The 15,021-nt window shown below is 48.2% G+C and carries 12 protein-coding genes; 7 read left to right on the forward strand and 5 right to left on the reverse strand.

The genetic code is table 11. The features are described 5' to 3' along the window. Positions 1-26: 26 nt before the first annotated feature. From KDD36_03530 to KDD36_03540, 3 genes are read right to left on the reverse strand one after another with little or no spacing between them, the layout of a single operon-like run. Entirely contained in the window at positions 27-938 is a 912-nt protein-coding gene (locus KDD36_03530; protein MCB0395697.1) for a TIGR01777 family oxidoreductase, read from the reverse strand. After that, entirely contained in the window at positions 935-1,363 is a 429-nt protein-coding gene (locus KDD36_03535) for a hypothetical protein (GenBank protein ID MCB0395698.1), read from the reverse strand. Before KDD36_03535 ends, KDD36_03530 begins: the two co-directional genes overlap by 4 nt. After that, positions 1,360-1,746 (reverse strand): hypothetical protein, encoded by a 387-nt coding sequence (locus KDD36_03540; protein ID MCB0395699.1) that lies wholly within the window; start codon positions 1,744-1,746, stop codon positions 1,360-1,362. Before KDD36_03540 ends, KDD36_03535 begins: the two co-directional genes overlap by 4 nt. A gap of 255 nt (positions 1,747-2,001) precedes the next feature. Between KDD36_03540 and KDD36_03545 the strand changes: the two genes are divergently transcribed. The 7 genes from KDD36_03545 to KDD36_03575 all read left to right on the forward strand — a co-directional run bounded on the left by KDD36_03545 (position 2,002) and on the right by KDD36_03575 (position 11,927). Next, positions 2,002-3,210: an MFS transporter gene (locus KDD36_03545; protein MCB0395700.1), complete on the forward strand. Its 1,209-nt coding sequence runs from the start codon at positions 2,002-2,004 to the stop codon at positions 3,208-3,210. A gap of 143 nt (positions 3,211-3,353) precedes the next feature. Then, positions 3,354-4,997, forward strand: a complete 1,644-nt coding sequence (locus tag KDD36_03550; GenBank protein MCB0395701.1) for a T9SS type A sorting domain-containing protein — start codon at positions 3,354-3,356, stop codon at positions 4,995-4,997. Positions 4,998-5,021: 24 nt separating this feature from the next. Then, on the forward strand, positions 5,022-5,591 hold the full coding sequence (locus KDD36_03555) for a pentapeptide repeat-containing protein (protein ID MCB0395702.1): 570 nt from the start codon (positions 5,022-5,024) through the stop codon (positions 5,589-5,591). 145 nt (positions 5,592-5,736) lie between these two features. Then, positions 5,737-6,690 carry a calcium/sodium antiporter gene (locus KDD36_03560; GenBank protein MCB0395703.1) on the forward strand — a complete coding sequence of 318 codons (954 nt, stop codon included), beginning with the start codon at positions 5,737-5,739 and terminating at the stop codon, positions 6,688-6,690. A 135-nt stretch (positions 6,691-6,825) separates the two neighbouring features. Next, positions 6,826-7,827 (forward strand): hypothetical protein, encoded by a 1,002-nt coding sequence (locus tag KDD36_03565; protein MCB0395704.1) that lies wholly within the window; start codon positions 6,826-6,828, stop codon positions 7,825-7,827. Continuing rightward, the gene (locus KDD36_03570; protein ID MCB0395705.1) at positions 7,828-9,747 is read left to right on the forward strand and encodes a hypothetical protein; all 1,920 of its coding nucleotides are present in this window, start codon (positions 7,828-7,830) and stop codon (positions 9,745-9,747) included. It begins immediately after the preceding gene. Continuing rightward, positions 9,747-11,927 carry a tetratricopeptide repeat protein gene (locus KDD36_03575; GenBank protein ID MCB0395706.1) on the forward strand — a complete coding sequence of 727 codons (2,181 nt, stop codon included), beginning with the start codon at positions 9,747-9,749 and terminating at the stop codon, positions 11,925-11,927. The genes KDD36_03570 and KDD36_03575 overlap by 1 nt, the downstream gene beginning before the upstream one ends. Before the next feature lie 70 nt (positions 11,928-11,997). Here the strand turns inward: KDD36_03575 and KDD36_03580 are convergent, their stop codons facing one another. After that, positions 11,998-14,247: a T9SS type A sorting domain-containing protein gene (locus tag KDD36_03580; protein MCB0395707.1), complete on the reverse strand. Its 2,250-nt coding sequence runs from the start codon at positions 14,245-14,247 to the stop codon at positions 11,998-12,000. A gap of 96 nt (positions 14,248-14,343) precedes the next feature. After that, positions 14,344-14,733, reverse strand: a complete 390-nt coding sequence (locus KDD36_03585) for a hypothetical protein (protein MCB0395708.1) — start codon at positions 14,731-14,733, stop codon at positions 14,344-14,346. Positions 14,734-15,021 lie beyond the last annotated feature (288 nt).

The following is a 15,021-nucleotide window of genomic DNA, read 5'->3' on the forward strand; positions in this document are numbered from 1 at the left end:
TTTCTTTTTGTAACGATGCGATGGTATTATTTGAGCAGGTCCCTGCAAGCATTTTGAATATTGGAATACTCGAATTGAAAACCAAGTTCCGTGATCCGCCGGGGAATCACCCATCTGCTTTTTACGATCAGTTCCATCTCGGTTCTGGCCAACCATGTGCCTATGGCCAGCATCCACGTGTAGGCAGGAAGTCCAAATGGGACGCTGCAGACAGCGCGCAGATGCCGCATGAAATCTTCGTTGTTGATGGGTCCGGGAGATGAAGTGTTGAATATCCCCTGGGCTTCCGGATTGTTGTGAAGAAAACGGATTATACGGCAAAGGTCTCGTTCATGGATCCAGCTGCACATTTGGTTACCTTTCCCCATCGTACCTCCGAGTCCGAAACGTGCCAGTTTCACGAAAGCCTGCAGTGCCCCTCCCTGCTTCCCCAGTACAAAGGCAGTGCGTAAAATAATCTTCCGGGTTTGTGGAAGATGGATGTCGGAAAAGGTCTTTTCCCAGGCCTGGCATACGTCCACTGAAAATCCATCACCGATCTCTCCCGATATTTCATCCATTGGTTTGTCTTCCGCATGGCGATATATGGTGGCTGAGGTCATCTGTACCCATACGGCCGGCGGGTGGCTACATGCTGCCACTGCCTCCCCCAGTAGTCGTGTGGGGATCAGGCGGGACTGGAAAATTTCCTTTTTGTTTTTCTCATTATACCGGCAGTCCACAGAACGTCCGCAAAGATTGATGAGCATGTCGGCGCCTTCAAGTGCCTTTTCCCAGTTCCCCCTGGTATGCGCGTTCCATGTTACCCCATTGATGTGTGCTGACGGTGGGGTGCCGCGGCGTGAGAGTATGGTTACCTGTATGCCGTCATTGGCAAATTGTCTGGCCAGGGATTGGCCTATGAAGCCTGATCCTCCGGCAATCACTACCCGTTTCATGATTTTGCTGTTTCAGTGTTTTTGCTTTCTGTCAGGAAGCCCATTTGGGCAGCGCGGATGCGGTTGTCTTTGGCTTTTTTCTTGCCGCGGAAAAACAGGAAGAGATTAAAGAACAACATCAGTCCGAGGTAAATGGAGAACCCGCCGATCTTTGAACTGAGTGCTTCCATGACCTCCTGTTTTGAGATATCAGGGTTGCCGTAATCATAGATTTCCATGATCAGAAGGGCGAAGCCAAGGTTTAATAAATAAAATCCGACTTCCAGCAGGCGGTTGGTCGACTGGGCGATTTCTTCGCGTCCGTTGAATATGTCCATCAGAAATATCTTTCCATTCTTAAAAAGGGTTTTGGATACCACCAATGTGAGCAGCAATACAATGGGCAAGTAGATCATGTAGCCGTAGAAGATGAGTTCGTTTTTCATGACGTTTGATTTTTGGTTTGTGTATGGTTTGAGAAGCCTGATTTCTTATTCCGTCTTGCACTGATCCAGGCAATGACCAGCAGGTTTTGATAATGTAGCAGGGATAATATCATTAGGATGGTGCCGAGTTTGTGCGCGATGACTTCCACCAGGTTTTGCCAGGAGGTCACTTCTTCCCATCCGGTCAGTGTGATTGTTGCATAGCCCAGATTCAAAAGGTAGTAGCCGGTCAGAAGTAGTTTGTTGACGGCCTGTGCGGTACCAGGATCGTCAGGGAACATGTCTGTAATATAGGTCGCTCCGTTCCGGAAGAACAGCCACCCTACCCTTACGGTAATGAGATAGGTAAAGGGTAAATAGATGATATAAGCGATCATATTCATGGATCAAATATATAAAAGTTTCAATAAATATTGAAAAATAAATAAATTTAGTTCTGTTGAAAAGGCATGGATCAATTTCCTACATTTGCACCATGCAATACAATCCGGTACATAACAGGACTGAAATTTCACAGCTATGGGCGACCAAGCAATGTGTGAAGTATGTCCTGAATCCGGGTGAACCATTATGAAACTGATAACTGAATTTCGATCATAGATAAGCCCGGACCATTTGGATCCGGGCTTTTTTTTGTCATGGTAGCAAAAGCTTATCATATGTATATTTCCTCCTTCCGCGGCCTTCGCCGGGAGGTGTGGTTCCTTGCGCTGGTGACCCTTATCAATCGTGCGGGTACCATGGTTGTGCCATTCTTGTCCCTATATCTGACGGAGGACCTGGGTTACTCCCTGGATGCTGCCGGATGGGTGCTGACTGCCTTTGGCTGTGGCTCCACCCTGGGTGCATGGATCGGAGGCAAACTTACAGACCGCTGGGGCTTCTACCCGGTGATCCTGTGGAGCTTTTTGTTGTCGGGGGTATTGTTTATCCTCTTGCAGTTCATGGATAGCATCGCACTGCTTTCCGCAGGCGTGTTTGTGCTCATGAGTGTAGCAGACACCTCCCGCCCTGCCCTCTTCGTGGCATTGAATGCATACAGTAAACCGGAAAACAAAACGCGGAACGTGACGCTGATCCGTTTGGCGATCAACCTGGGTTTTTCTATGGGGCCCGCCATGGGTGGATTGATCATTACAACCATCGGTTATTCCGGACTTTTCTGGATTGACGGATTGACATGTCTTGGCGCCGGCTTGCTCTTTCTTGCCGTTCTGGATAAACGTAAGACAAAATCCGTGAGCCACGTGACGGAGATGACCGAAATTTCACCGTATCGCGACCGGACGTTCCTGTTGTTCATAGGTGCATCGTTCCTGGTCAGCTTTGCCTTCCTTCAGTATTTCTCGACCATCCCGCTGTACTACCGGGAAGCACATCATATGTCTGAAGATAACATCGGTTTGCTGCTTGCCATGAACGGGATAGTAATCTTTCTTCTGGAAATGCCGCTGGTGAAATTTTTCGATAGCCCTGGATTTTCCTCTATTCGGATTCTGGTGGTAAGCACCCTGATGATTGGTGCCAGCTTTTTTGTTCTGAATATGAGCAGCGCATCTCACGTGCTGATCACCGGCATGATGTTGATGACTTTCGGTGAAATGCTCAATTTCCCGTTTATGAACCGCTGGGCTATGGACCGTGCTGCCCGCGGACGTTCCGGGGAATACATGGCCTTGTTCACCATGACCTTCGGTCTGGGGCATATCTTCTGCCATAATGCAGGTATGCATCTGATTGATAGGTACGGATTTGATGTGACATGGTATATCATGACCGGTGCGTTGATCTTCGCTGCCTTTTTGTTTGTGGTTTTGAAATGGAGGCTGAAGAATGAAGAAGAGTGAAGAATGAAGGTCTGACGGGTTATCGGTAAACAGAAGAAAGCCCCGTAGGGGTGACATCTTCGTAGAATGAATGACAGGCAAAGTTTCATGCCTTTAAATCCCCTGCGATTTTATATCTTGTTGTAAACCTCAAACGCCGGTTTATGAATAAGAAATTATTGCTCCCGATCTCCTTCGTTGCCGTTTGTTTTGGATTTTCTTGTGAAGCCCTGGCGACCACTTACCATGTTGGTCCCGGGCAGACCTACACCAATATTTCCGACGTGCCGCTGGAATCGCTGGCGGCAGGGGATTCAGTGCTCATCCACTACCGCGCGCAACCTTATGCCGAGAAATTTGTGATCGGCGCAACAGGAACTTCTGCTAACCCCGTCGTGATCATGGGCATCCCTTCCGGAAATCTGAAACCGGTGATCACAGGTGAAAATGCCACCACGCGCTTACAGCTTGATTACTGGTCGGAAGGGCGCGGGGTGATCAAGGTGGGCGGAACAAGCACGCCTAATGACAACGCGGCTTATGTTGAGATCCGTGACCTGGAGATCAGAACGGCGAGGACCGGCTTTTCCTTTACGGATGATGGAGGAAACAGCGCATCCTATTCAAGCAATGCCGCAGCCGTCTTTATTGAAAACGGTGACCACATCACCATTAGTCATTGCGATGTGCACGACTGCGGCAATGGGATTTTCGCCGCCTGGCAATCTTCTGATGTGTTGATTGAGTATTGCTATATCTACGACAATGGCATTGAGAACAGCATTTATGAACACAATACCTACACGGAATCACAACACATCACCTATCAATTTAACCGTTTCGGAAGATTACGTACCAATTGTCCGGGCAATAATCTGAAGGACCGGTCTGCCGGAACCGTTATCCGATACAACTGGATCGAAGGTGGCAACCGTCAACTCGACCTGGTGGAATCCGATCATGACGATCTGATTAACATGCCGGAATATCATGAGACCTTTGTCTATAACAATGTCCTGCTGGAGTATGACGGTGAGGGCAATAGTCAGATCCTCCATTATGGCGGAGACAACGGAACAACTTCGCAGTACCGCAAGGGCATGCTCTACTTCTATCATAACACAATCGTCTCTACGCGCAATGGAAATACGACCCTGATGCGTTTATCTACCGATGAAGAGAAAGCTGATGTCCGGAACAACGTTATCTATGCCGACAACGGTGGCTCATCCCTGGCAATGGTGGATGATGACGGGTATATGGAGTTACGTAACAACTGGATCAATACGGGATGGAAAGTGAGCCATTCGAACGTATCGGCTTTCGTGACGGATGTTTCAGGAAACCTCACCGGTTCTGATCCGATGTTTGTGAATATGGGGGCGGATGATTACACCCCGGCACCCGGCTCGCCTCTGATAAATAATGCAGGACCTCTTGCGGCAGCCGTTTCTTCCTACCCTCCCCTGTTTGCATTTGAAACGTCGGTCCCCACGTACATCAGTCGCTCAGGTGACCTGACCGAGATCGGGGCCTATCTTTTTGAACCGGCGGTTGGACTGCCTCCTGAGATGACGAACAAATCATTACTCTACCCTAACCCTGCAACTATGGCCATTATGTTGGTTCCGGCATCACCGGGTAGTACGGTCTGGAAACTGTTTGATGTATATGGTCAAGAGGTCAGGGAGATCAGCGTGAATGGTCCCGCCCGGATTGAACGCGGCAACCTGCCTGCCGGTATGTACATGCTCGTTCCGGTCGATTCCCGGAGCTCATCTTTATGTATTGTGTTTGTTGATCCTTAACTTCGGCAGCTCATTCATTTACCCATGGGCTTGACCGAAGATCAGGTATTCGACAGGAAAGATTTTTCCGATGAAGCATTGCCAAAGGGCGATTACGAGTTGTGCAGGTTTGAGCAATGCACGTTCGGGAATGCCGACCTTTCCGATTACCGCTTTATTGAATGCACCTTCACCGACTGTGACCTGAGTGGTGTCATTCTTAAGGGTACTGCATTGCAGGATGTGACCTTTCAGAAGTGTAAGCTGATGGGAGTGCATTTTGAAGACGCCAAGCCTTTTCTCCTGCAACTCTCTTTCTCGGATTGCATACTTGATCTGTCTTCTTTTTTCCGGCTCAAGCTGAAGGGAACGCGGTTTTCTTCATGCAGACTACACGAGGTAGATTTCGTGGAGACCGAACTTTCAGGTGCCGTTTTCGAGGCATGTGACCTGTCGGGAGCCGTATTCGAAAACACTTTACTGGAGAAGGCCGACTTCCGCACAGCCATTAACTATTCCATTGATCCGGAACAGAACTACATCAGTCAGGCTCGTTTCGCATTGCCGGAGGTGGTCGGATTGCTGGGCAGGTATGACATTGATATTACCCAATAACTTTAAGAGGTCATCGCGTTTCAGCAGGGTCTTGCCATGATCAGGTGCGTTGGATGTAAAAGCCAGGAAAAATCTTTTTCCCTTTCGGTTCACGGATCGTTTTTTCTTCTCAATTTTACGGAAGTATCTTATTTCTTGTGTTTCTATGTGGTCAGATATCCTTCTCCTCATTGTAGGGTTGGTTGCCCTGGTTAAAAGTGCCGATATGTTGGTGGCAGGTGCATCGGCCATCGCCAAGAATAATAATGTATCGGATATTACCGTCGGACTGACCATTGTAGCCTTCGGAACGTCTGCACCGGAACTGGTAGTGAATGTACTGGCAGCTTATCAAGATCATCAGGGGATAGTTTTCGGGAATGTCATAGGCAGTAACAACTTCAATCTCTTTGTTATTTTAGGTGTTACGGCGCTTATCGCACCGGTAGCCGTGAAATCAAGAACGGTATGGCTGGAAATACCGATATCATTTGCAGCGACGGTGTTACTGCTAATACTTGTCAACGGTTTCCTTGGGGCAGGTATATTGACATTGAGTAAACTTGACGGTTTTGTGCTAATGACAGGCTTTGCAGGGTTCATGATTTATGTCAGCCGACAGCTTAAGGCTGATACCGTTTCAACGGAAGACTCCCAAAGAAAATCGTCGTCGCTCAAATCCTGGAGATTCGTTGTTCTCGGTTTGTTCGGTCTTGTTCTTGGAGGTAAGCTTCTGGTGGATCATGCAGTGGCAATTGCCCGGGATATGGGGGTAAGTGAGCAAATGATCGGATTGACCATTGTTGCCGCCGGCACCTCTCTTCCTGAGCTTGCTACTTCCGTCATGGCGGCGGTTAGGGGAAAGAATGATATTGCGATTGGGAATGTAATCGGATCAAATATCTTCAATATACTGTTTGTGTTGGCCGTCAGCGCAATCATAAGGTCATTGGATTACAATGCGCAATTGAACCGGGATCTGGTGTTATTATTGATAGGGACAGTCATTTTATTCGCAGCCATGTTCATTGGAAGGAAAATGAGGTTGGATCGTTGGCAAGGGATGATATTGTTAATGATATATTCGGGTTACCTGTATTTCAGTATTAGAAATGCATGAGCTTCAATCCTTGATTCCTTCAATAATCACCATTGTCTTATTATGTCTTAATTGATCCTGTGATTTTTTCGCTGGCTATCCGTGTGTTTATGGCTAAGTTTGTGATGCGTACGGAGCGTGATGAATACTTACAGGATGAATATGCTTAATGCGGCACTGATATGGGTGTCACTGCTGATGGCTTATGTCATTCCATTTCATCTTTTCCTATACGCGTTTGCCATTCTCGGACCGCTTCATTATGTAACGGAGCTGAACTGGTTGGAGCAAAAGCAATTCTTTGTCAAAGGGAACACCTGGAAATGGGCCTTTGGTGCTCTGGCTTTCGGATTTTCTCTGCCATATATGCTGCAGATCCCTCTTTGGAATGATGTTGTGGTGGCGATGGGTTGGCCGGTTCAACAGATGTATGGCTGGATCAACGGATGTGTGTGGATGGCCCTGATCCTTGCTGCGACGCTGGTCTTCCTGAAAGATGCGATTGCACGAATTCTGGTATTGCTTGCAGGTATAAGCAGTGCATTCCTTTTGCGTGATGTGTTCGCCTATAATCTCTGGATAGGTTTATTTCTGCCCACGATCATTCATGTGTATTTGTTTACCTATATATTTATGATCTACGGCCATCTGAAAGAACCCACCTCCACCGGAATTGCATGCCTGGTGAGCATGCTCCTGGTGCCATTGTTCATTGTGGCTTTGCCTGTCTTTCCTGAGATGACCCCCCTGAGTGAATACGTGAAGGCGACCTTCACCGGCAACGATTTTCACGTGCTTAATGTCATGCTGGGCAGGTCCATCGGAAGTTCGGACGGAAAAGGTTTTTACTTCTATGCGCCCAACGATTATAAGATGCAGGTGTTTGTGGCATTCGCCTACATTTACCATTACCTGAACTGGTTCTCAAAGACCACCGTGATCGGCTGGCACAAGAACCTCACCACAAAAAGAACCATTGCGATCATCCTGCTTTGGGTGGTATCCGCCGGATTGTTTATGTATGATTACAGGACGGGAATGCTTTGTGTTCTTTTACTCACCACGCTTCACGTGTTTTTTGAATTCCCGTTGAATCTTATTTCGATCAAGGAGGTGGTCCGGCTTACCCTGATCAAACCAAAACCAAAAGCAGGTTAAATGAATAAGCATCAATGGATGGGATTGGTGGCATGCCTGGTTCTTTATGTCATCGGGATCTTCTTTCCGCAACAGGCCTGGGGAATTCACTTCCTGTCGTTTACCGGCACATTGCCCGTTTTTGTAACCGGCATTTATATCCTCCTGGTTTGGTTGATGCCGGTAAAGACCCTTTCCTGGCGTGAACCTGGGGTTAAATCGTGGGTTGTTCCGGCAACGGTAAGTCTCGTTATGATGGCATTGATCATGGCATTTCCCATTGTGGAGGATTTTTACGGTGATGCATATAAATTCAAGAGCTATGTGGGGGTGCGGATCACGGAGATCCCGGATATGGCCAAAGATGCCATGTTTCGCCTCAATGCTTCACCGTGGGATGGCGAGAAAACCATTTTGTCAGGCACCACCTACCTGGCCTATGCCACCGGGTGGACATACGGTCGGGTATTTCTGATGCTTGATGTCCTGTGTGCCGTGATCTGTGTCCTGATATTTGGCATGTTCGTTTTGCATTTTCTCAAAGGTCATCCTTTGAAATGGCCGGTGTTCATTGCCGTGATGACCCTGCCGATGTGGTGGATATTTTTTGGTCATATGGAGATTTATGCACCGGTGATGCTTGTGCACACCGCCTTCCTGCTTTTGTTGGTTGTGGCATTTACAAAATGCAGCCGCCGGTATTGGGGGGTATCCGTGGTATTTTATGTCCTGGCGGTAAAAATGCATGGCACAGCTCTACTGTATGCTCCGGCCTTGCTGGTCACCGGTCTCTATGTGTTCGGCAAGATCCGTGCGCAGCAATTGTCATGGAAGATGCTGGGGCGCTGGGTGGTGGTTCCGCAAATCCTGGGCGGACTGATCCTGTACTTTTTCGTATTCGGTGATCACCGTGATGAACGCCGGATACAACATGTGTCGGAAGCCTTCGAACGCCTATTCCTGCCATTGTTCTCCCCTCCTCCTCCGCTTGATCACTACAACCTTTTCAGTGGTTATCACATACTGGATTTTATGAATGCTGCATTTCTATGGTCGCCGTTTGCATGGGTGCTGATGGCTTCGCTTTGGAAATGCCGGGTGAGGGTAAGGAATCTTAAAGGCATTGTTCCGCTTATGGCTGTGACATTCCTGGTGACCGCCGGATTTTATTTTATGATCAACCCGTTGCTGTCGATGCCGATGGATGCGGATTTGTTTTCACTCCCGTCCTCAGTTCTGGTCGTGCTGATGATTTGTGTGATTAAAGAATGCCCTGTGCCGGGAAGCGTCGTGTTCTGGAAAAGAGTATCCCTCTCCCTGGTTCCGCTGATGTTCGGGGTGATCTGGGTGAATTCAAACAGGCAAATGCTTTCGGCCAGACTGGAAGTGCTGGCTCGCTATAATTTTGTCAGCTACTATGAATGGACGGCAAAGATACTCGGACATGCCTTTGCACTGGAGCCGGATTACGAACGGAAAAAGGAGCGTTGGGTGAATGCCATTGATTCTTTCCGGCCTCAGGTAGATTCCGGCTACAGCAATGAGTACGCACGACTGCTTACCCTGTATGCACGTTACCTGATCAGGGATAAGAAAATGTATGATGAAGGTATTGCCTACCTGCAGGAGGCGTGGACCCATGACCATGAAGACCTGGATAACCTCATGTATACCATGGAGGCATGGTTTCTGAAAAACCGCTTTGACAAGGCCTATGAATATGCGTTGTTGCTAAAAGAATACGGTCATCCAAACAAACCAAAAAGTTACAAGATCGCATTACACTGCGCGATTGGTGCGGGTATGTATGCCGAGGCACAGGCGCTGAGTAAAGAATACATCGAGCAATGGGATGACAGTGAACAGGTGCGTGAGGTATACCGGCGACTCAAGGAAAATGATTCCCCCGAAACATTGATGGCGCTATTTGCCGGTTCCTGATGGAGGTGAAGTTTGATATCTCGCCATGGAAGTGGCTTGGGGCCGTCCTGGTTATTACCGTTGTTGTTACTTTGCCAACGCTGCTCAACGGATGGGTAAACTGGGATGACCATATTTACATCGAGCACAATGCCATCATCACCGCACTGGACTGGGCACATGTGAAGGCGATGTTCTCAACCCTTCAGGTGAACGGGTCTTATAATCCGCTGGTCATGCTTAGCTGGGCCGCAGACTATGCTTTTTGTGGTCTTGATCCGACAGGATATCATCTCACGAACCTTTTCATTCACCTGATCAATACCGCACTGGTGTTTTTCTTTGCATGCCGGGTGTTGCCTTCGGTGTCAATGGCGGCCCTGGTAGCTCTTCTCTTCGGCATTCATCCGATGAACATGGAGGCGGTGGCCTGGGTTTCCGCCCGCAAAGAATTGCTTTATGCCACTTTCTTTATCGCTTCCTTGATCACTTATAAAAAACACCTGGAAGACAAGTCCACGAAAACCTATCTACTGACTCTGCTGTTTTTCGTGTTGTCCTTGCTTTCAAAAGGAACAGCCATCACCCTCCTTCCTGTTCTGATCATCATGGATTTGGTTTGGGGAAATTCAATGACTGGTAAGGTCTGGTTGAAGAAGCTCCCATTTCTCTTCCTGGCCATAGCGTTTATATACCTTTCGGTGATTGCGCAACAGGAAGCCCGAGCGTTGAAGGGATTGGGGAAATACCCTTATGAACATACTGTGTTTCTCTCGGCCTTCAGTTACTTGATCTACCTTTTCAAAGTGTTGATTCCGGTGCATTTATCCGCCTATCATCCACCCCCCTTCAAGATTGGTTTGGAAACACCTCCCTGGCATGTGTATGCGGCCTTGCCACTTCTAATAGGTTTTTGCTTTGTTGTTTATCACTGGGGTAGAAAAAACAGGTTGTTGCTTTTCGGTGCGATGTTTTTTGCGGTCACATTCTTTCCCGTCTCACAGATCGTCCCCTTCGGCATGAGTTATTTGGCTGAGCGTTTTGCGTACGTACCCTATGTTGGTTTGTTTATTGTGATGGCCGTATTGTTAGCACCGTATCTTTCACTGAAAGCGGTTCGGTTAGGTGTTGGTGTGATACTTCTGGTATTTGCCGTGTGTTCATTTGCCCGAACCACAGTCTGGCATGATGGCGAAACTATGTGGACGGACGTGACAAAGAAGTATCCTGACGATCATTACGGTTTTGGGAATTTGGGTAGCTACCGGTTTGAGAATGGCCAACTGAAACAGGCCATCGATGCATTTACGGAATGTCTGGAAAGAGACTCGCTATTTGTGGAAGCACGGAATAACCGGGGTATGGTGTACCAGGAGTTAAGGGATGTTGATATGGCCATGAGGGATTATGAAGCCTGTATTCGTATGGCCCCTGAATTCTCAAATGCATATACCAACCGGGCCATTTTGTTTATCAAGACCGGCCATCTTCAAAAGGCACTGGATGATCTTACGGCCTCGATCAAACTTGACCCGTTATCTGATATCACGTTTTACAATCGTGCATTGACCTACGAAAAAATGAAGAATGATTCTGCGGCCCTGGCGGACTATTCATCGGCCATAAAGTTGAACCCGGAGCGCCCTGAGTACCTTGAAAAGCGTGGTTTGCTGTATGTAAGGCATGGAAATAACAATGCTGCGCTTGCAGATCTGAGCCACTGTCTCTCGCTGGCACCTGGCCGGCTGGAAGCGTTGTATGGCAGAGGGTCTGTCTATTTTGAGATGAAACAATACGACCTGGCCATTGATGATTACGATGCGATCCTGTTGCGGGATTCTTCTTATGTAAAAGCTTATGTCAATCGCGGACTGGTTTTTCTGAACACCGGTGAGTATTCTTCAGCATTACGGGATTTCGATAAAGCCATTCAGCTGGACTCAATGTTTCATGTCAGTTACTATGACCGGGCGGTTACGTATATCCAGATAGGGAATGATGAGAAGGCCTTGCAGGATCTGACCAAAACACTTGAACTGTACCCTGATTATTTCCCGGCATACCACGACCGGGCGAAGTTGTACATGCGCAAGGGAAGAAGGAAGGATGCACTCTCCGATATTGACAGGGCCCTTCAACTTATGCCGCAGGAAAGTTCCCTTCTGGAAATGCGTGCCACGCTTTCGGGCACTCCCGGATAACCTTACACCGCTAAAAAAAGAAGCCCGCAACAATATGCTGCGGGCTTCTTTTGGAAAGACCTTGATGATGTTACCTGGTAAGTACCATCTTCTTGGTGTCTATTTGTTTTCCATCAATGAACATGGTGTAGTAATATGTTCCCGGTGCGAATGATTTCTCGTCCAGGGTCACGGAACCATGTCCGCGTGAGGTCACTGCAATTCGCTTCACAAGAGAACCGTTGGTGGCATAAATCTCGAGGTAAGCATCCTTGACATCCTGTTTCAGGTAGTAAGTGATCTGAGTGGATTTGGACCATGGGTTTGGCAGATTCTGCATCATGTTTCCGCCGTCGCTATTGATATTCCCGTTGTCGATCGGGTCGATGGCCGTTGGTCCGCAGCAATCGGTAACGCGTGCTTCCAGCGTATCGATCCGGTCTTCAAGATCACTGATCTTTTGGTAAAGATCCGTAAGCAGCGAAGCCAGGTCGACGGAAGCGGATGATCCGCCTTCGATATCAATTTGAAGGGTGGTGCCACTTAATGAAGCTCCCGTTAAATTCTGATCATCGGTGCCTGTGCCATCCTGAAGGGAGGATACGTCAATGGTATTTCCACCTTCAATCGTGAGGCTGGTGCCTGACAAAATAAGGGTCTGGTCGTCCGTTCCCGTTCCATCCTGCAATACCGAAAGATCTACGCTGTTTCCATCTTCAATGGAGAGACTGGTGCCGCTTAGTGAGATGGTCTGGTCGTCTGAACCGGTACCGTCTGCCAGGGTCGAAAGGTCAACGGTGTTACCATTGTCGATGGATAGGTTATTACCGGATAAGGTCAGGTTCTGGTTGTCGGTGTTATCCAGGTAGCCCGAAAGATCAATGGTGTTGCCATCTTCAATGCTCAGCATATTGGACGACAATGTCAGGTTTTGATCATCGGTGCCTGTTCCATCTTGCAGAGAAGAAAGATCAACAGAGTTTCCATCTTCAATAGACAGTGTAGTGCCACTCAAAGAAAGATCCTGGTCGTCAGTGCCGGTTCCATCTTGTAAGCCAGCCAGGTCAACTGAAGCAGACGTGCCACCTTCGATGTCGATCTGGAGCGTTGTTCCGGAGAGTGACGCACCGGTGAGGTTTTGATCATCGGTGCCTGTTCCGTCCTGTAGTGGAGAAAGGTCAACGGAATTCCCATCTTCAATGGAGAGCGTGGTACCGCTCAATGACAGGTCCTGATCGTCGGTACCTGTTCCATCCTGTAATGCAGAGAGGTCTACAGTGTTGCCGTCTTCGATGGATAGGTTTGTTCCGGAAAGCGATAAACTCTGATCATCCGTATTGTCGAGGTAAGGTGTGAGGTCCAGTGAGTCACCGCTGACAGATAATACAAGCGTATCATTGCTAAGGGTCAGATTTTGTTGCCCACCTGCGATCCACTTGCTGCCTTCCCATCCATAGATCGTGTTATCATCTTTGTCATAAACGATCATACCTTGTTCTGTGGAAGAAAGGCCGCTTCCGAACGTGGTACGTTGTGAGGTGGTCATGCGTGAAAGCATGAAACCTTTGTTGGATTCGGCGAGGTCCAGGGATGCATTGAGATTCGGAGAAAGTGTACCGATTCCCACGCTCATTCTTCTTGCGGATGACGTATCTCCAATCACAAAGGAGTTGGACTGTGCAACTACGGCATTGGCGCCGAACGCTGCGGCATAGCTGATCGTATCCGGTATCAGACTACCATCACCAATGGCAATACAGTGCGGAGATCCTACGTCGATGTTATCGCCTATTGCGATGGAGTAATCGCCATTTGGTTTGATGTATCCCGAGTAGCCGATGCCAATGGCATTGGTTCCTCTGACGTCCGTGGTGCTTCCGATGGCGATGCCATAGTTTGCATTTACGTATGTGCTATAGCCAAGCAAAATACAGTCGTTGCCATTGATTTCCGAATAGGCTCCGATGAAAGTGTTACGTGAGCGTGTGTTGTTCAGAAAATCAGCAAAGGCGCCCATACCAACGTTGTCTTCTCCCTCCCTGTTGGCATATCCCGCGTAAAAACCCACGTAGGTATTTCTATTTGCGTTGGAATTGGAATTGGTGCGGTTGTTATCCCACCCGGCGTAGGAACCGATGAATGTATTGTAACTGGCATATTCTGTGGCGGCTCCGGATGCGGCGCCTACCATCGTGTTTCCGATGCCGACACTGTTATCGATGCCGGCGGAGTCACCAATGCATGTGTTGTGGTGACCTGTGGTGTTATCCCAGCCCGCTTCATTTCCGAAGAAAGCATTTCTGTAACCGGTAGTATTGCTGCGACCGGCCTGGTTTCCCACAAAAGTATTGTCATTGGCGGTTGTGTTGTTGTACCCGGCATCTTCTCCGATGAATACATTGTCACCGCCCGAGGTATTATAATAACCTGAGGTTTCTCAGATGAATGTGTTGTCGGCACCGGTTGTGACCCTGTATCCCGCTTCACTCCCTACGAATGTATTATCTGTTCCGGTAGCGGCATATCCCGCGAATTTTCCAATATATACATTGTCTGTGCCTGTTGTGTTGCTGAACCCAGCTCTGTATCCAAGTGTACTGTTGTCAGAACCACTGGTGTTGCTGTATCCGGCCCCGAAGCCCACGTGGGTATTGTAAGAGCCAGATGTGACGGAATATCCGGCGCTATCCCCGATAAAGGTGTCGTAGTCGCCGGATGTAATATTGACGCCGGCGCCGTCACCCAGCTGCGTGTTGCCGGTCTGGGCATGCACCAGGCCAATGGCCAGCATGGCCGGTAGAATTAGTAAGAGTCGTTTTTTTCTCATCGCTTACCGATTTTAGTGAAATGTTATGCCATGGAAGTCCACAGCGTTTGATTCTAAAAAAACCGGAGGATTTTGAAAGAAGTGGAGGTATGGTGATGATGGTTACGACCATAAAGATAATTTCTCAATTGGGTTTACCAAGCAGATATTTGATGATCTTTGTGTGAAAAATTTATCGATAACGCTGAAAGCAGGTTGTAGCATGGATTTGCATGTAAATGGCTGGTGTTGAGGCTGTCGGTGTTTTTACTTAATGTGTTAGTCAGTGCGGAATTCAGATAAGTCCTC

The organism is Flavobacteriales bacterium (assembly GCA_020435415.1).
Classification (GTDB): domain Bacteria; phylum Bacteroidota; class Bacteroidia; order JACJYZ01; family JACJYZ01; genus JACJYZ01.